Genomic DNA, 16,578 nt, shown 5'->3' with positions numbered 1-16,578 from the left:
AGTGGATCTGTCCTAATCTCCCGAGCATCTCGCTCCAAGAGCTGAAGCCCGTTGCACCGCAACGCGAATTCGATTCGAGCGTGCTCACCGGCCGATCGCTTTGGCTTGACCAGGTACACCTTCAGCAGGAAAAGGCCGTCCATTCGGTCCAACACGATCCCTGCGAGCGAAAGGCGCGGACAATCTAGCCGCGGTCCGGCTTGATACCTGATTGACCGAACCGCGTAGTCCAGACTGGCCTGCTGTAGCGCAGACCTGAGAAGCGGGTCTCGAACCGGAACGGAAGCCTTGCATTTGGGGCTGTCAAATAAGACCGTGCCAATCGCTCGGTGGGTAAGCTGTGTCGTGCGCATGACCTGATGTCCTGTTGCCGTTGCACATTGCGATGGCGCTCACACGACAGTCATTATCGCTGGACATCCCGCACTCCTGTTCGACCGAGGTCAGAAAGCACACGCGCAGCAATGCTGAGCCAATCAGGTTCTGCCAAGGGCTAGAAATTCCTGTGAGCCCAAAGCCCGCGTACTGTACGTAATAGCGTACAACAGAATTTTGGCGAGAGTGTGGACCTATCAAAAATCTAGTTATTTGGATTGCGGGAGTTGAAGGGCATCTATTGATGCTCGAACAGGTCGGAAAGGCTGATGCGTAGCGCGGTCGCAATCCTGATGACAGACTCAAGAGTTGGATTGGCTTCGCCTCGTTCGATCTCGCTAATGAGCGCGCGACGAATGTCTGCCTCGCTCGCCAACTCTTCCTGAGACATGTCAAGCGAAAGCCGACGGTCTCTCACCCTTTGACCGAAGCGCCTCTTGATGTCAGCTCTCGCGCTTTTCGCCATTCAAGGACTCGATTGCCGGTGTTGATGCGCGATCTGGCAGTGAATACCGGAAATTCCGAATATGTAGATTGGCACGTTTTGGAACTGAGCGCTAGCGGGAAAGGCGATGCAATCACCATTGTAAGGATTCGAGCGGCGCGCCCACGACAATCGCCTTCACGATGTCCGAATTTGCCGTCTTCCGTCGAACGTCAGATTTCGATCACGAGGTTCGGATCGAAGCGCGGATTATCCCAGGTGCGCTGCTGTGGCAACCACGGTCCGTAACCTTTTGCGTTCGACACTACGCGAGTATCGCCGATCACGGCGTCGAAGGACTCGTGGGTGTGACCGTAAATGCAGAGGTCCGGCGGCCGCACCGCGCCGCGGCCATCGTCCGACCCCGGCAACATCAATGATCTGAGATCGCTTCGGTAGGCGGGATCGAGTCCAGTATTGTCGTTGCCCCCTCGGCTGGCTTGATGGGACATCTCCGGCAGGGGAGCGTGGTGGGTGACGACGACCAACTTGCCTTCATGGCGCGGCCGGCGCATCTCATTCTTCAGAAACGCTCGGGACTTGAGGTGCCGGGTGAGAGCGTGATGCGGCAGGAAGCGCCGCTGGTAAGCCGCGATCCTGATCTTCTTGTAATCGTTCATGCGGTCGCCGGCGGTCATCATCGCGCGGTACGCGTCGCCTTTTAGGGCGAAGTCGGTCCAGAGTGTCGCGCCGGCGAACGTGACATCGCCTATGCAAACCGTCTCATTCTCCAGCACGTATACGTGTGTGCCCTCGGCCGAGGCCTTGGCTTCTTCGAAGGTCCGCTGGATGTCGGTGCCGTAAGCCTCGTGATTGCCCATGACATAGATGATAGGTCGATCGGTCACACGCTCACGCAGCCACTTCACCCCACGCTCCGCACGCGGAATGAGGTCACCGGCTACCACCAGCACATCAAAGCGCGGCTGCGCGTCGCCGGACGGCAGGTCCCAGCCGCGGGTCAGTTCGACATGCAGATCTGACAGGATCCACAACAGCACGGTTCAGTCCTCGTCGGTTGGATGGTCGTCCAGTGGCTCGGCCTGGCTCAGCGCCCGCACGATCCGGTCGATGAGTTCTTCTGGCATCTCGTCTATGCCGAGTGCGAACTGCACGTCGGGCGAGCCGCAGCGCGGGCATTCGTGCCGCGTCGCATCGTAGGTGAACTCGCCTTCCTGGCGCATGCGGGGCAGCGAAATCTGGCCATCGCTATTCCTCCGCCGGCGTCCACCAGAAGCCGTCCTCGCAGACCGCCCACTCGCGTGCGGCGTCGATCCAGAGGATCTCTCCTGTGACGCATACCGTTCCGTCCCTCTTCCCGACCAGGCTCGTCGATGGTCCCGTGCCCATCTCGATTCCCATCAAGATCGTGGCCGGGGTGTAGAGCTCGTCGTCTTCCGGATAGCGGATCAAATCGATGCCGAACCGCGCGGGCCGCAGCGTCCGTTGCGGGATATCGGGATCGATTTCGTCCGGATATCCCGGGCTCCAGCCGGTGCGGCACCGATCGGCGAGGGCTTCGATCTTGAGACGGGCGGTCTCAGCATGAACGATGGCCGGCACCACCCGCTCAAGAATCTGCCATGTCGACTCAGCACCGGAGATGTCGGTCCGGAACCGGAACTTATAGTCGCGGTCGAACACCGTCACATCGCCGTCGGGTCTCACATAGACCGATCTCGCACGCTCGCCGTCCTCCATGATCGTGATGACCTTCATGTTCAGAGCCTCTAGTGGTGTTGCGCGTTAAAAAGAGAACGTTCCTTCTTTCCGGCGGGGTGCGGCAGCGAAACCTGGCCATCAATGCTCCTTATCTGTCCGGCGGCGGTGTGGCATCGACATGCACCGGCGGACCAACGAAACTGTCGGTCTCCCGGTCGTAGCGACGCACTATGCGAACGGGCGGCACTGTCGGCGCCACCACACGCACGAGGTGGAGGCGCTCATTGGCGCGCGTCGGCATGATCGGCCTGCCCTCAGCGTGCCTCTCGCAGCGGACCATCACGCTCTCGGAAGCGTGATACTTATCGCCCTCCGCGCCGCAGAGTTCGCACGTGCAGCTGCTGCGTGCCTCGGCGAGCGCGAGGGCCTCTTCGATGCGGGCCCTTGTCTCCTCCGAGACCTCGCCTTCCCAGCCAAAACGCAGGATCCCGAACTTCTGTTTGATGCGAACGAACTCGAACGTCTCGTTCCTCCGCAGCGCGTCCTCGATCCGGCAGCACATCCGCTCCAGGACGTCCCGCCAGCCCTCCTGGCATGCCGGACAGCCGAAAGAGAGTTCCGGCTCCTCGGCCATCACTTCGAAGAGACGCGGGTGGGAGAGCATGAAGTCCAGCCGCCAGTTGATGACGTGCGCCATCTCACTGTTCCTCGATTCCGAGAGTGCGGGGATCGACGTCGACGAAGCTGTCGGTCGATCGGTCGTAGCGGCGGCACCGGATGTCGCGGCGCTTGCCGACGATCCGCTCCACGATGTGGACGTTGTCCAAGCCGGGCCCGGTCTCGACGGGCCGGCCTTTGGCGTGCTGCGCGCAGCGCGTCATCAGCCAACTGCCGGACCTGTAGAGCCGGCCCTCCTCGCCGCACAGTTCGCAGGTGCAGGCCGACCTGGCTTCGGCCAAGTCGATTGCTTCCTCGACCCGGACGGATGCCTCTGGAGACAGAGAGCCATCCCAGTAGAACCGCAGCGTGCCGAACTTTTCCTTGATTTGCGTCGCCTGAAAGGAGCCGCCATTGGCCTGGACCGCCGCCCGGATCCGGGCGCAGGCGCGCTCCAACAGGTCGCGCCAGCCGTCGCCAACTTCGGGCCAGCCCTGCGCCGCGGGCGGATCGCCTACCGGGTGGAAGAGATCCGGATACGCCTCGACCAGTTCGACCCGCCAATCCCGCACGACGCCCGACATCACACGACCTCAACACAAACGCTACAAATGAGAACAAAGCAGGAACATTAATCCGTGTCAATAGATTTATATCGACCTATTTAGAATAGGTATCTATATAACGGCTGATGAGGTGCTGAAATTGCCGTGCTTTCAAGGGGATGGAAGGATCTGAAATCGATGAATCGCGGCCGATTGTCGGGGAAAATCGCCGGGCGGCCGCCCCCGATCCCTTGCCGTCGCCTGCAACCCATGGGACGGTTCTCGGGATTGCGCAACGCGCGGGCAGGACGATGGCGGACGCAAAACCGTCTCCAAGAAAGGGGCGAAAGCCCCCTTCAGGCGACAAAAAGCAATTCCTGACGTCCATGGATCCCGAGGTCATTCGACGGATCAAGCAGGCGGCGATCGGACAGGACAGGACCGCGTCCGAAGTCATGGAAGAAGCCGCCAAGGAATGGCTAGCGCGACACAATCCGAGAAAAGCGCCAACTTCGCCGGAAAGCTGAAATGCGTCGATCGATCTACCTCGACAATCAGGCCACGACGCCCACCGACCCGCGCGTCAGGGCGAAGATGTTCGAGTTTCTTGAGTTAGATCAGGTCGGCAACCCACACTCTGAGCACTTCGCCGGCCGCAGAGCGGCGACAGCGGTGGAGGACACTCGCGAGCGCGTGGCCGGGCTTATCGGCGCTGAGCCGGACGAGATCATCTTCACCTCGGGGGCGACCGAGGCAAACAACATCGCTATCCAAGGCATTACAAGTCGACATCAGCGTTCAAGTAGGGTTGGATGCCGCCTACACCGCCGTCGAGCGGGCGATCGAGAGTATCCTCGGAAATCTTGGGGAGCGCTTTCCACCGGATGCGACGTTCACAAGGTCGGGCGACCAGGCTGCTCAGCGGCGATCCGCTTCCATCGGGAACCGTCGGTGAGCTCGGGGCCGATCTCGATAACCTCGACGAAGTAGTGACCGACGTCGCTGTTGAAGCCGATGAGGTCCCACTTCGCGCAGGCGCCGTGGCCAGCAACGCCGGCGAAGCGCGCCGGTTGCCACTCCGGGTCTTTCGTGCTCGAGCGCACCAGTACCCAATAGAAGCGGCCCTTGTTCAACTGTGCGACGTCAGTCATGAAACAGTCCATTTCAACGCGGATTTTCCTGGATCGGCACGGGCGGACGGCAATGCCGGCTTAGGGGCAAATTCGCGATTTTAAACCCCCTCGCTCACGCCACCGCCCGCGCAGGCGCATCCGCTATGCCCAACGGGTTGCGCGGATCGTTCCCTTCTGCCACGTTCCAGCGTCAGGACGTTCTGCTCGACCGTCAGCGCCACCTCGTCCGGCATGAATCCGGCGGGCGCCGCCACACGCCCGACATCGACTCTGAGGTGGGCAGAGAAACCCGCTGTGCCTCTGCCGGCGGTCATTTGTGCCGGCGCCCCCACGCGGATATCGGCACGCGCCGCTGGGAATGCAATTGCCACCGCTTATGGAAGCAATTGTTGTTCAAGATTCTGACCGCTTCGTCAGTTGCATCTGCACTCGGGAACGACTTCCTCCAGCTTGCCTACTCGGTCGACTGATGCAGAGCCAGAATTTCAGCACGGGACGCGCACGCTGTATGACAAAGTAAAACTGGCGCGCCGTTGCTTTGTGCCGAACAAGCCGATCCTTTCTCGGCACGCTGTTCCCTCCACTCTTAAAGACCCATTTCGCTGGCGCCCGCAGAAGCGGTGTGGCCGGCTCCATTGGTCTTTTTGGGCGCTTCAGCGACGAGCGCCTCCGTCGTGATCAACAGCCCGGCAATGGATGCGGCGTCCTGCAGGGCTGACCTGACGACCTTGGTCGGATCGATAATCCCTTTGGCGAATAGGTTACTATACTCTCCCGTCTGCGCATCGAAGCCCCAGGCGTACTCCTTGTTTTCGAGGATTGTTCCGATCACGAGTGATGCTTCTTCGCCTGCATTCTCCGCAATCTGCCGAGCCGGCCAAGTGATTGCCCGCTTCACGGTTTCCACACCATGTCGCTGATCCTCGCTGTCGGGCTTCAACTTCGATAGCGCCGAGGTGGCGCGCAGCAGGGCCACACCGCCACCGGGGAGGATACCTTCCTCGACCGCTGCGCGCGTTGCATGCATGGCATCATCGACCCGATCCTTGCGCTCTTTAACCTCGACTTCGGTTGCGCCCCCCACCCGGATCACAGCGACGCCGCCTGCAAGTTTCGCCAGCCGCTCCTGCAGCTTCTCGCGGTCGTAGTCAGAGGTGGTTTCTTCGATCTCACTCTTGATCTGCTTGACCCGCGCTTCGATTTCGGATTTCTTGCCGGCGCCGCGCACGATGGTCGTGTTATCCTTGTCGATCATGACCTTCTTGGCGCGTCCCAGCATATTGAGCGTGATTTTCTCAAGCTTGGTGCCGAGATCATCGCTGATGAAATTGCCACCGGTGAGGATCGCAATGTCCTGCAGCATGGCCTTCCGACGGTCACCGAAGCCCGGCGCTTTGACAGCAGCAATCTTCAACCCGGCGCGTAGCCTATTCACGACGAGCGTCGCCAACGCTTCGCCCTCCACATCCTCAGCGATCATCAGCAGTGGCTTGCCGCTTTGGACCACCGCCTCCAGCAGGGGCAACAGCGGCTGTAGGCCAGCGAGCTTCTTTTCGTAGATTAAGATGTAAGGATCCTCAAGCTCGACCCGCATCTTCTCGGGGTTGGTCACGAAATACGGCGAGATGTAACCGCGATCGAACTGCATCCCCTCAACGACCTCAAGTTCGGTCTCGAGCGATTTGGCTTCTTCGGCGGTGATGACGCCTTCGTTGCCGACTTTTTTCATCGCGTCCGCCAAAAACCGGCCGATCTCCTTGTCGCCATTGGCGGAGATGGTGGCGATCTGCGCGATCTCCTCGTTTGAGGTCAGCTTTTTCGAATTTTTCTTCAACTCCTGCACAACTGCGTCGACCGCTAGATCAATTCCACGCTTGAGATCCATCGGATTCATCCCGGCGGCTACCGCCTTGGCGCCTTCGCGCACGATCGCCTGCGCGAGCACCGTCGCGGTCGTTGTACCGTCACCCGCCTGGTCTGATGTCTTCGATGCGACCTCACGCACCATTTGCGCTCCCATATTCTCGAACTTGTCCTCAAGCTCGATCTCCTTCGCCACGGTAACCCCATCCTTCGTGATCCGCGGTGCGCCGAAGCTCTTTTCGAGCACGACGTTGCGGCCCTTCGGTCCTAGTGTCACCTTGACGGCGTTGGCGAGAATATCGACGCCCCGGAGCATTTTCTCCCGGGCGTCAGTCGAAAATCGGACCTCCTTTGCGCTCATCGTTCCTTCTCCCGAAGAATGCTGTCTGTTTCTCTAAGCCGCCCATTCATGGCTTTCGCGGTCAAACGACCTTCCTCTCGGTTGCACATGCTGTCAGCATGACCAAGGCGTCCTTCTGTTTCATGATCAGGTGCTCGATTCCGTCGACGTCGATCGCCATTCACGACCATTTTGCCGACCAAATGCGGTCACCAGCCCTAATGTCATAGTCATGAATTTTTCAGGCTGGACCGCAAGGACGTCATCCTCGTGCGGCTTCTCGCTCGCCGTGTCGGAATGATGATACCGTCAGGGCGGTTTCGCACCGGACCTGATGCGCTTCCCGAGCGCGCAACACACGTAACCTTATGGCTTCTCCTCCAACTCTCCAGTTGTCGAGTTTCTGCGGCTGGAAATACCAGCCGCAGAATCACCTGGGTTTGATAACTGTGATTTTCAAGAGCCCATCGCGAGCCGCGTAGCTCGTGGTCTGTGCACTTGAAGGACCGGCACAGTGGCTTCAGCAATTCGGGCATGGACCGCGCGCTTGGCCAGCTCAAAGCTCGGTGTTCGATTTGCCGGGCTTACTCTTGCCAAACGCGAAACTCCGGGGGATCGGCCGGCGTTTTTCGGCGCGTCCGTGGGACATCGTGCTTCGAAGACCGTGCGCTTCCCTGCGGACAGCATGTCGAGGGAATCGCGTTCCGGCGCCGACGGTCATCAGCGTCCGTCAGGACTTTCTCCGGACGGGGCAAAGGTTGTTCCTGACCAGACGCAGTGGCGGCCGGAATGTGGGCCACCATTGCTCAGTATCGCAGCAAGGCGCGCAGTGGCGCGGCAATGGCCGACCGAGCCGCGGGATCGCGGACGAATGTGATCTGCGCGTTGCGCTCGAGCGCTTGCTGAAGCGCCGCCTCCACGAGGTCGTCGACCGTTTCCAGCTCGGCGCCGCCGCAGATCGGGCAGCTCGAGAGCTGGGTGGCTTCAAACAGGCCCTGGCAATGCCGGCAATGGCTGCCGCGCGCGACGTAGCTGTCATCGGCGATCAAAATGAGGACGCGCCCCTCACACAGGCAATCCAGCGTCTCCTGCGTTCCCGCCGAAACCGCCGCTGGGGCGGCCTCGCTCAGCCGGTCAACAAGCTCGCGCTCCGCGCGGGCTCTGATCTGCTCTTGCATCGGCGCGGCCGCGGCGCCGACCTCTGCTGGGGATGCATGGATGCTCGTCTCAAATGGCAGGAGCCGGGTGAGAGAGAGCTTGGACAGATGGTCGCGAAATGCAGCGCTCATGTCAGGCGGGGCGCAAAGCAAGAGGTGGGAGGTTTCGAACTCTCGTCCGATCATCTCGGCGATCGACGCCAGGGCCTTGGCCTCGGCCTTGAGGAGCTTGTTTGCCAGCGCGTCGCGGCGGTCGCGAGGGATCCGGTCCGTCAGCATGCCGCGGATGCGCTGACCCCCGACCCGGTAGATCTCTTCGACCGAGCCGAGGTGGCTGATAAGAAACCGGCTCTGCTCCCGCGAGAGGAGGGCAAGCAACATGCGGTCGCTGCGACCCCAGCTGCGCAGTAGCGGCCGCAAGTAAGGCCGTGACGCGACATGGATCCGGTCAGGCAGCGGAATTGGCAAGGCGATCTGGTGCCAGATGCCGCGTTCGCGGCAGGCGAAGAATGCGGCGCCCCGGCCCAGTTCGGGCAACTGATCGATCAGGGCGCGCTTGATCTCCTGGATGTCGGCCTCCGCCGCGGTGCGCCCAGCGCGGTCCATCGTTTGAGAGAGCGTGTGCGTGAGCGCCGAGAACGCCGAGTGCCAGGCGCGCCCACTGCGCCGCTCCGGGGTCAGCTGCAGATACAGGCTGACTATAGGAGGGCCGCCGGTATCGAGTTGAGCAAGCCCCCGCAAATGCTCGGGCGAGAGCAGGCGGTAAGATTGCTCCTGGATGCGCGTGCGAACGTTCTCGACGATCCGGTCCCGCAATTCGGAAGTGAGTGCGTGGTGCACGTCAATGGCCAGACTGGGAGCTTTCATGTTGCATTCCTCCTCATTGCCTCAGCCAAGCTGGCGCACCCCTCCCGCCAGAGCTTCGACAAGCTTTCCCGTGAAATCCGTAAGCCTGCGGCGATCTCGGCAAAGCTGAGGCGATGGACTTGCCGCAGGAACAGCACCTGACGGACCAGGGACGAAAGACCGGGGATATTTTGCTCAAGGGCCTCGATGGCCGGCTCCGGGTGGGCGTCATCTGTGAGGGTATCCTCCCAACGCACCAAGTCGTCCGGCTGGAACCATTCCCAGAAGCCTTCGTCATCGTCGTAGATGGGCGGCTCCGGCGCGCGCGCCTCGAGCGAGACGGACACGAGACGCCGAAGCAGTTGCTCCTGCCGCACGATGCGCATCAGCACGCGATACTGCAGCCCCAACAGCCAGGGGCGAATACCGAGGGATTGCGGCCGGCTTCGGCGGTCGCGCCAGGCGCGCAGGAAGGTCTCGCCGACGAGCTCCTCAGCCGTGAGATCACCGTCTCCGAGGTCGCCGACCGCGACGTGGTAGCTAATATCCCGCTGCGCAGCAGCAAAGAGTTCGTCCAAGTGGGCGGTCACCACCTGCTGGAAGGCGTCCCGATCGCCATCCAGGCAGCGCGCCCAGGCTGCAGTGTCCTCAGCAGGGACGGTCTTGGTGAATGCAGTACCGGTTGAGCCGGTGTTGGGGACCTCGACGGGTGCCATGATCACCTCCCTCGGTGTGGCCCCTCAATTTGTTTCGTTTCATGTTGAGTTGCTACAGCAGTCGCCACGTGCCCGGCACGCCCGTTTGACGAGACCGAGCGTGCTGCCAACGCCGACAGTTGGCGCTCGGGCGCAGGGCGCCTGCGCAGCAGCTTCTGGTAAACTTTCACGTAATCGGCAGCCATGCGCGTTGCGGAGAAGCGCTCTTCGAAACGCGCGCGGATCGCCCGGCGGTCCAGCGCGAGCAGGCTTGGCATGGCCTGCACGGCCTCCTCGACACTTTCAACGATGCGTCCGTTAATCCCATCTTCGACGATCTCGGCTACCGAGCCGCTGCGGAACGCCAGCACCGGGGTGCCGCAGGCCATCGCCTCGATCATGACGAGCCCGAAGGGCTCCGGCCAGTCAATCGGAAACAGCAGTCCCGCCGCGTTCCCGAGGAATTCAGTCTTTTGGCTCTCGTTGATCTCGCCGATGAACTCCACCCCTCCTCCGTCGAGCATCGGCGCGATGACGTCGCGGAAATAGGTCTCATCAGACTTGTCGACTTTGGCGGCAATCTTCAATGGCAGGCCCGTTTCTCGCGCGATTGCGATGGCACGGTCCGGCCGCTTCTCCGGGGAAATGCGTCCGAGGAAGGCGAGATACCCGCAGCGCGGCTCGAAAGTCGGCTTGTGCAGATCGAGCGGCAGCCCGTGATACACGGTTGCGACAAAATTGGCTCGCGGTAGCGGTGCGCGCTGCGCATTCGAGATGGAGACCAGCGGCATCTCAGGGAAATGGGCGTAGAACGGCATGTGGTCGGCAAGATCCTGCCGGCCGTGAAGGGTTGTCAGCGTCCGTCCTGCATGAGTTCGAAACAGTGGGAAATGCAGATAATCGACGTGGAAGTGAAGGAGATCGAAGTCCTCGGCGCGCTGGCGAACCTTGTCCAGCAACAGCATGTGATGGGGGAATGGATCGTGGACATCGGGATCAAGCCGCAAGGCCCGCGGGGTGCAGGGGACGAGTTCGGCGGAGGTGATGGAATCCCCGCTCGCGAACAACGTGACCTTGTGCCCTTGCCTGACCAACTCCTCGGTCAGGAAATAAACGACCCGCTCGGTCCCACCATAGAGCCGCGGCGGTACGCTTTCGAAGAGCGGAGCAACCTGCGCAATCCTCATCCCGTCCTCCGTGCCTGTAACTCGGTCCGTGATCCTCGGCCTCCATCCGCCTTCGCATGGTCCCGCGCCGTTCGACCACGCCCGCGTGCGGCAGCGTTAGAAACCTCAGAGGGAGGCGGTCGTTTCAGAGAATGTTTTTGCGATGCGGCGGAGGGCCAACCATTCGTCGATGCTTGACCGCCGCCCTGCGAGCCATGAGCCTCTCGCGAGGCATCGTCCCGCCTGGGAGAGCCGATGTTGACTCCGCGCGCAGCGAAGCACGGGGGATCACTCGCCGGAAAGGATTCCAGAAGCGCTGTTTCAATCACATCGTCTCGCACTGCTGTCATGGTGTCTCTCGTTCGGCTCGGTTGAGCTTGGAGGGACCGATCGAGACGCAGCGGGGCGATGGAGCACTTATTCCTTACACTCGTCTCGGCCGGGCCCCGAAAAAAAGATGGGTGCGGCATCGCTCTGTTCGCAAGAGGTGAGCGAGCCCTTGAAATAGCGGGTGTTGCTTCTATTTCGATTAGTGCACGCACGAGCAATCGTGCGGGACCGGGCGCCTCTCCGAGGGTCCGGTCAGCGGGCGCCGGACACGGTGTCCCAGGCGCTCGTAACCATGTTGCTCGCAGGAGGATATGGCTATGACCACCCTTGATCTCGCTCCCCTGTGGCTGTCGACTGTTGGGTTTGATCGCCTGATTGACCTCATCGAAGACTCCGTCCGATGGACCGGCGGCGACAATTACCCGCCCTACGACATCGAACGCGTCGGTGAGGACCACTACCAAATCTCGCTGGCTCTTGCCGGCTTCACGCTTGACGAGGTCTCAATCACCGCCGAGCAGAATATGCTGACGGTCGAAGGTCGCAAGGCAGAGAGGGGCAGCCACCAGTATCTCTACCAGGGCATCTCTTCGCGCCCATTCCGACGGACGTTCAATCTGGCGGACTATGTGCAGGTGAAGGGAGCTTCGTTTGAGAACGGCATGCTCAAGATCGACCTGGTGCGGGAGATCCCCGAGACGATGAAACCGCGCCAGATTGCGGTCAACGTAGGCAGCGACCACAAGCAACTTGAGAACAAGCAAGCGGCGTAGGACCGCCTGCTTGTGATGGAGTTCGCGGCGTGGCCTTCGCCGCGCCCGCGGAGGCTTGCTTAATAGAGAAAGGAGAAAACTATGGCTATCACAGATCTGATCCCCTGGGGCCGCGGTCGGGATCTGACTACGCGTCGCGGCGAAGACTACAACCCCGTCCTGACGCTGCACCGCGAAATGAATCGTCTATTCGACGACGTCTTCCGCGGCTTTGATGCCGTGCCATTCGGCGGCGGCTTTTTCGACCAGTCAATGAAGTGGCCGAGCATCGAGCTCAATGAGAGCGAGAAGGACGTGAAGGTCACGGCGGAGCTGCCGGGCCTTGACGAGAACGACGTCCAGGTCGAACTCACCAACGGTGTCTTATCGATCAAGGGCGAGAAGAAGACCGAGACGGAAGACAAGGATCGCAAGTTCAGCGAACGTTACTATGGCAGGTTTGAGCGACGGATCCCGATCGAAGATGTCGATCAGGACAAAGTCTCGGCTGCCTTCAAGAACGGTGTGCTGACGATCACGATGCCTAAGCTGCCGCAAGCGGAATCAAAAGTGAAACGCATTGCGATCAACTCGAAATAAGCCGCACGGATGGGAGAGGATCTCCTCTCCCATCAACCCTGGTTGGGTCATGGAGCCGGGCTGTCACTGTCGCGTCTTCACGAGCTTGGCGCAAAGCGGACTTCTCGGAGCGCCAACCTTCGAGCAAGCTGGCGAACTCTTGAAATAGAAACCAGCACTCTTATCCTCTTTGCAGGTTCATGACGGGTGCAGAGTTCCGGCGAATTCTCGAAAGCGGGCTCGACGATGGACACAAAACGGAAAACGAGTTTTGGAGGTGCCGCAGATCTGGTCGCGCAGGCGGAGGCCGCGGCTGAGTACCTCAAAGAACTCAAAATAGCTTGCGCGAACGGTGATAAGAGAGCGGCCCGTAGATCGCTACGCCAAGCGATCAGTGAGCTCGAATTGGCTCGCGCCCTCTTGCGAACCGGACTCGACTGAAACCGCACCTCAAAGGCCTTCTCACGCAGGGCCATCCGACCAAACTACGTGGTTTCGAAAAGCCCAGCCGCTTCCGGCGGGCCACTACGAAGGCCCGACGACGCCTTCAACGGAGCGATGCATGGAGCTAGTGCCAAGCATCGCCTCGAGCTTGGCGGAGAGTTCTCGGGTGGAATAGGGCTTACTGAGCAAAAGGCCACCGTTTAGACGTTTCCCAGTCTCCTCGATTAGATCCGGATAACCGCTGCAATACACTATGGGCAGACCGGGCTGCCGCCGCCGAAGTTCTAATCCGACATCGAGTCCCGATACACCAGGCATCGCGAGATCGACGATGGCCAAGTCGATTACCTGATCGGAAATTGCCTTAAGCGCGGCATCCAAATTATCAGCGGCGATCGCCCGATATCCAAGATCGTCAAGCATGCTCCGCGTCGTTTCCAGCACGCTCGCATCGTCGTCCACGACAAGAATGCGCTCTCTTGCTCCCATACGGGGAGTTCCCGTTTGCCGGTTCTCTCCGATCACAGGGTCCGTCGACCGTGGTAACAAAATGCGCACCACCGTCCCTCGACCAATTTCACTTTCAATTGTCGCTGTCCCACCAGATTGATGGGCGAAGCCGTACACCTGCGACAATCCGAGTCCAGTTCCCTTGCCGGGCGCCTTCGTGGTGAAGAAAGGATCGAAAGCTCTGGCCAGAACCTCGGGCGGCATTCCGGTTCCGGTGTCTTTCACTGCTATCGATACGTATTGCCCTTGCTTCAGGTCGGTTTGCATATCCTCTGGGACGCTATCGAAAATGGTCGTTTCTATCGTCAGGAGGCCCCCATCCGGCATCGCGTCTCGCGCGTTGATGGCGAGATTGAGCAGCATCAGCTCGAGCTGCGTTGCGTCGACCAGAGCAGGCCAAAGACCGTCTTGTGTCACCACATCCACCTGTATCGAGGCTCCCAGCGTTCGAGACAACAGCTCCGCGACCGTGCGTACCAGGTGATTAACGTCGACGGGCTCGGGGGCAAGATGCTGCTTGCGAGAAAACGTCAATAACTGGCCAACGAGCTTGGCCCCGCGTTGCGCTCCATGCATGGCATTGCGGACGTATCGCTGAATCTTTTCCTCATCCACCCGGGCGGCAATCAGCTCAAGATTTCCCATAATCGCCATCAGCAAATTGTTGAAGTCGTGCGCAATACCGCCCGTGAGTTGCCCCACCGCTTCCATCTTCTGTGCCTGGCGCAACGCGAGTTCGGTGCGTTCACGTTCCGCCATTTCCTCTGTTAACCGCCTGTTTGCCTGCGAGAGCTGCTCTGTCCGCTCTTCCACGCGCCGCTCGAGTGTGTCAGCCAGATCCTTCAATTGCCGAAGATATTGCTCGGCCTGGCGCTGTCGCCTGCGGCCGCGCACGGCTGCCAAGACTGCACTCTTGAGCGACGTCGCGGCCAACGGTCGTTCCAGTACGGTAGCGTGACCAAGGAGCTCGATCAGCTCGGTCAAGGCCGGACCGTTTTGGCCTGTTCGTAAGGTTAGCAGCACGAAGGGGAAATCCGACCATGGCGGTTGGCGAGCGATCCACTGGGCTAGCGCGCCTCGATACTCGTGAAACAGCGCCTCCTCCGCAATCACGGCCGCAGCTGCCTGGTCCAGGTTGGCCACCAATTCAGACAGGCTAGACTGCTCCAAAGCTTCGATGCCGGCATCGCGTAGCGTCCTACAAACCACAGCGGCATCACGACCGAACGGCGCCAAGACAAGCACCGGCAAGCTGGGAATTGGTTCACGGCTGCCCATTGATCCTCGCCGTAAGCAGCGCGCCCTGCTGGCCGGTATAGATCGGCGAGCCTGACAAGACACCCTGGAATTCCGCCAGAGGGGGGCCGACGCGGATCCCGTGATTATCGAGCCGGTACTCTCGGATTTCGTCTTCGTGCCGCCCGGTGCGCTTCTTCAGGACCGAAATTGCACGACGGATCTTTCCAGCGGCCTCGAAGAAGCGCAAAAGCAGGACCGTGTCGCTGAGATAGGTCAGGTCGACGCTGGATTGCATCGAGCCGACAAGTCCGTGCTGGGCAAGAGTCAGGATCGTCACAACGCCGCGATGATTCAGATAAGTCAGCATTTCATGCATCAACAGCAGCATGAACTGCTCGGCAGGAATGGCGTTTTGATAGCCGCTCAAGCTGTCCAGCACCACGACCCGAACATTGTCCGCCTCGACGTGCCTGCGGACCATCCCGGTTAATTCTCCGGGAGAAAGTTCTGCCGGGTCGACCTGCTCAAGGACCAGTTGCCGTGATGCGATCGGCTGTTCCAGTAGCCAACCCATCCCAGCTGCGCGCTTGGTCAGGATCGCCTTGGTCTCGTCGAAGGTGACAAAGAGGGCGCGTTCGCCGCGACCGAGCGCCGCCATGACAAATTGCAGGGCGATAGATGATTTCCCGGAGCCAGACGGTCCCATCAAGAGAGTATTGGTGCCGCGGTCGAGCCCACGACCCAGCAACTGGTCCAGCTCGTCAATCCCGCTCATAAGCGGCTCGGCCGCGGCCGTGCCGTCGACGTGCTCGGCTGCGACCAGGCGTGGAAAAAGAACGATGCCGCCCTTTCGGATGACGAAATCATGGAAGCCGCCGCGGAAGCTGCGTCCGCGCATCTTGAAGATACGCAGCCTGCGGCGCTCGGCGCCGTATTGCAGGGCGTAATGTTCGAGCCTGATTACGCCATGCACAAGACTGTGCAAATTGAGGTCGTCGGCTTGATCCGTGAGATCGTCCAGAAATAGCCCCGTGCATCGCTCCTGAGCCAGGAAATGCTTCAGAGCAATTACCTGCCGGCGGTAGCGTAGCGGGTTCTGGGCGAGGAGCCTGATTTCGGAGAGACTGTCAAAAACCACCCGGGCAGGGGCAACCCGCTTCACTTCATCGAAAGTCATCTTTGTGGTTTCGCCGAGTTCGAGATCAGAGGCGTAGACCACCGTCTGTTGCTGCTTGGGATCTAGGCTGAGTTCGGCGGGGACTAGCTCAAAGATCTCGATCCCCTCAAGATTCCAACCGTGGGTTTCGGCAACTTGTCTCAGTTCGTCCTTGCTCTCTGAAAGTGTGATATAGAGACAGCGCTCACCCCTAAATGCACCATCGAGCAGAAACTGAAGGGCAAGCGTCGTCTTTCCAGTTCCAGGCTGGCCCTCAATCAGGTGGACACGGTTCGATGCGTATCCACCATCGAGGATGCCGTCAAAGCCGGCGATGCCGGTGGAAATGGCGTTGGTCTTGGTGCTGCTTTCCGCGATGTTCATTTGCCTTTCCGATCGTGCGGGCGCGCGCCGGCGCACAGGCTTTGCTCCGCCCGACCGGCATAGCTCGTTGACTGGTTGTGATTTCGCGAAGACAAGGCCAAGGCCCTTGAGCAGGCACCTTGACTCGAACAGCTCCCGGACGGTCATTTTGGTACGAATTCCCCCTGTTCTGTCAAGCCGAGGGGCTGCCCGGGGGAGAGCAATCTGCCATTGCAGCTAGCCTGGGCTCAGATGAACCCCGCTGGAGGTTGAATGCCCGTC

The 16,578-nt window shown here is 60.5% G+C and carries 17 protein-coding genes; 4 read left to right on the top strand and 13 right to left on the bottom strand.

Going from position 1 to position 16,578, the window contains the following annotated elements; all coding sequences use genetic code 11:
• Positions 1-613 precede the first annotated feature (613 nt).
• The 6 genes from JQ603_RS15930 to JQ603_RS15905 all read right to left on the bottom strand — a co-directional run bounded on the left by JQ603_RS15930 (position 614) and on the right by JQ603_RS15905 (position 3,762).
• Entirely contained in the window at positions 614-841 is a 228-nt protein-coding gene (locus tag JQ603_RS15930) for a helix-turn-helix transcriptional regulator (protein WP_212340835.1), read from the bottom strand.
• Between the two features lie 191 nt (positions 842-1,032).
• A complete protein-coding gene (locus tag JQ603_RS15925; protein WP_212340834.1) occupies positions 1,033-1,860 on the bottom strand; it encodes a metallophosphoesterase in 828 nt (275 codons plus the stop codon).
• A 3-nt stretch (positions 1,861-1,863) separates the two neighbouring features.
• Positions 1,864-2,043: a hypothetical protein gene (locus tag JQ603_RS15920; RefSeq protein ID WP_212340833.1), complete on the bottom strand. Its 180-nt coding sequence runs from the start codon at positions 2,041-2,043 to the stop codon at positions 1,864-1,866.
• A 25-nt stretch (positions 2,044-2,068) separates the two neighbouring features.
• Positions 2,069-2,578: a hypothetical protein gene (locus JQ603_RS15915; RefSeq protein ID WP_212340831.1), complete on the bottom strand. Its 510-nt coding sequence runs from the start codon at positions 2,576-2,578 to the stop codon at positions 2,069-2,071.
• Positions 2,579-2,669: 91 nt separating this feature from the next.
• Entirely contained in the window at positions 2,670-3,218 is a 549-nt protein-coding gene (locus tag JQ603_RS15910) for a hypothetical protein (protein WP_212340830.1), read from the bottom strand.
• 1 nt (position 3,219) lies between these two features.
• Positions 3,220-3,762: a hypothetical protein gene (locus JQ603_RS15905; RefSeq protein WP_212340829.1), complete on the bottom strand. Its 543-nt coding sequence runs from the start codon at positions 3,760-3,762 to the stop codon at positions 3,220-3,222.
• A 140-nt stretch (positions 3,763-3,902) separates the two neighbouring features.
• Between JQ603_RS15905 and JQ603_RS38430 the strand changes: the two genes are divergently transcribed.
• Positions 3,903-4,250, top strand: coding sequence for a ribbon-helix-helix protein, CopG family (locus JQ603_RS38430; protein ID WP_349630745.1), 348 nt, complete (start codon positions 3,903-3,905; stop codon positions 4,248-4,250).
• 1 nt (position 4,251) lies between these two features.
• Positions 4,252-4,713, top strand: a complete 462-nt coding sequence (locus JQ603_RS15900) for an aminotransferase class V-fold PLP-dependent enzyme (RefSeq protein WP_212340828.1) — start codon at positions 4,252-4,254, stop codon at positions 4,711-4,713.
• Here the strand turns inward: JQ603_RS15900 and JQ603_RS15895 are convergent.
• The 5 genes from JQ603_RS15895 to JQ603_RS15875 all read right to left on the bottom strand — a co-directional run bounded on the left by JQ603_RS15895 (position 4,617) and on the right by JQ603_RS15875 (position 10,944).
• Positions 4,617-4,874: a hypothetical protein gene (locus tag JQ603_RS15895; protein WP_212340827.1), complete on the bottom strand. Its 258-nt coding sequence runs from the start codon at positions 4,872-4,874 to the stop codon at positions 4,617-4,619. The two genes, JQ603_RS15900 and JQ603_RS15895, sit on opposite strands and share 97 nt — an antisense overlap.
• A gap of 568 nt (positions 4,875-5,442) precedes the next feature.
• The gene (groL, locus tag JQ603_RS15890; protein ID WP_212340826.1) at positions 5,443-7,080 is read right to left on the bottom strand and encodes a chaperonin GroEL; all 1,638 of its coding nucleotides are present in this window, start codon (positions 7,078-7,080) and stop codon (positions 5,443-5,445) included.
• 785 nt (positions 7,081-7,865) lie between these two features.
• Positions 7,866-9,083, bottom strand: a complete 1,218-nt coding sequence (locus JQ603_RS15885; RefSeq protein ID WP_212340825.1) for a hypothetical protein — start codon at positions 9,081-9,083, stop codon at positions 7,866-7,868.
• Positions 9,080-9,778, bottom strand: coding sequence for an RNA polymerase sigma factor (locus tag JQ603_RS15880; RefSeq protein ID WP_212340824.1), 699 nt, complete (start codon positions 9,776-9,778; stop codon positions 9,080-9,082). The genes JQ603_RS15885 and JQ603_RS15880 overlap by 4 nt, the downstream gene beginning before the upstream one ends.
• A 2-nt stretch (positions 9,779-9,780) precedes the next feature.
• Positions 9,781-10,944: a glycosyltransferase family 4 protein gene (locus tag JQ603_RS15875; protein ID WP_212340822.1), complete on the bottom strand. Its 1,164-nt coding sequence runs from the start codon at positions 10,942-10,944 to the stop codon at positions 9,781-9,783.
• 626 nt (positions 10,945-11,570) lie between these two features.
• Between JQ603_RS15875 and JQ603_RS15870 the strand changes: the two genes are divergently transcribed.
• Positions 11,571-12,026, top strand: a complete 456-nt coding sequence (locus tag JQ603_RS15870) for an Hsp20 family protein (RefSeq protein ID WP_212340820.1) — start codon at positions 11,571-11,573, stop codon at positions 12,024-12,026.
• Between the two features lie 81 nt (positions 12,027-12,107).
• The gene (locus JQ603_RS15865) at positions 12,108-12,605 is read left to right on the top strand and encodes an Hsp20/alpha crystallin family protein (protein ID WP_212340818.1); all 498 of its coding nucleotides are present in this window, start codon (positions 12,108-12,110) and stop codon (positions 12,603-12,605) included.
• Positions 12,606-13,109: 504 nt separating this feature from the next.
• Here the strand turns inward: JQ603_RS15865 and JQ603_RS15860 are convergent.
• Positions 13,110-14,816: an ATP-binding protein gene (locus JQ603_RS15860; RefSeq protein ID WP_212340816.1), complete on the bottom strand. Its 1,707-nt coding sequence runs from the start codon at positions 14,814-14,816 to the stop codon at positions 13,110-13,112.
• Positions 14,803-16,317, bottom strand: a complete 1,515-nt coding sequence (locus JQ603_RS15855) for an ATPase domain-containing protein (RefSeq protein ID WP_212340815.1) — start codon at positions 16,315-16,317, stop codon at positions 14,803-14,805. Before JQ603_RS15855 ends, JQ603_RS15860 begins: the two co-directional genes overlap by 14 nt.
• Positions 16,318-16,578: the final 261 nt, after the last annotated feature.

It is taken from the genome of Bradyrhizobium liaoningense, from assembly GCF_018130825.1.
In the GTDB taxonomy this organism is placed as follows: Bacteria; Pseudomonadota; Alphaproteobacteria; order Rhizobiales; family Xanthobacteraceae; genus Bradyrhizobium; species Bradyrhizobium liaoningense_B.
This window is presented reverse-complemented; position numbering and strand designations above follow the sequence as displayed.

Excerpts from the sequence above, each read along its gene's own strand:
- JQ603_RS15930 (WP_212340835.1), bottom strand. The coding sequence starts at position 841 with ATGGCGAAAAGCGCGAGAGCTGACATCAAGAGGCGCTTCGGTCAAAGG.
- JQ603_RS15920 (WP_212340833.1), bottom strand. The coding sequence starts at position 2,043 with ATGCGCCAGGAAGGCGAGTTCACCTACGATGCGACGCGGCACGAATGC.
- JQ603_RS15915 (WP_212340831.1), bottom strand. The coding sequence starts at position 2,578 with ATGAAGGTCATCACGATCATGGAGGACGGCGAGCGTGCGAGATCGGTC.
- JQ603_RS15910 (WP_212340830.1), bottom strand. The coding sequence starts at position 3,218 with ATGGCGCACGTCATCAACTGGCGGCTGGACTTCATGCTCTCCCACCCG.
- JQ603_RS15905 (WP_212340829.1), bottom strand. The coding sequence starts at position 3,762 with ATGTCGGGCGTCGTGCGGGATTGGCGGGTCGAACTGGTCGAGGCGTAT.
- JQ603_RS38430 (WP_349630745.1), top strand. The coding sequence starts at position 3,903 with ATGGAAGGATCTGAAATCGATGAATCGCGGCCGATTGTCGGGGAAAAT.
- JQ603_RS15900 (WP_212340828.1), top strand. The coding sequence starts at position 4,252 with ATGCGTCGATCGATCTACCTCGACAATCAGGCCACGACGCCCACCGAC.
- JQ603_RS15895 (WP_212340827.1), bottom strand. The coding sequence starts at position 4,874 with ATGACTGACGTCGCACAGTTGAACAAGGGCCGCTTCTATTGGGTACTG.
- groL (WP_212340826.1), bottom strand. The coding sequence starts at position 7,080 with ATGAGCGCAAAGGAGGTCCGATTTTCGACTGACGCCCGGGAGAAAATG.
- JQ603_RS15885 (WP_212340825.1), bottom strand. The coding sequence starts at position 9,083 with ATGAAAGCTCCCAGTCTGGCCATTGACGTGCACCACGCACTCACTTCC.
- JQ603_RS15880 (WP_212340824.1), bottom strand. The coding sequence starts at position 9,778 with ATGGCACCCGTCGAGGTCCCCAACACCGGCTCAACCGGTACTGCATTC.
- JQ603_RS15875 (WP_212340822.1), bottom strand. The coding sequence starts at position 10,944 with ATGAGGATTGCGCAGGTTGCTCCGCTCTTCGAAAGCGTACCGCCGCGG.
- JQ603_RS15870 (WP_212340820.1), top strand. The coding sequence starts at position 11,571 with ATGACCACCCTTGATCTCGCTCCCCTGTGGCTGTCGACTGTTGGGTTT.
- JQ603_RS15865 (WP_212340818.1), top strand. The coding sequence starts at position 12,108 with ATGGCTATCACAGATCTGATCCCCTGGGGCCGCGGTCGGGATCTGACT.
- JQ603_RS15860 (WP_212340816.1), bottom strand. The coding sequence starts at position 14,816 with ATGGGCAGCCGTGAACCAATTCCCAGCTTGCCGGTGCTTGTCTTGGCG.
- JQ603_RS15855 (WP_212340815.1), bottom strand. The coding sequence starts at position 16,317 with ATGAACATCGCGGAAAGCAGCACCAAGACCAACGCCATTTCCACCGGC.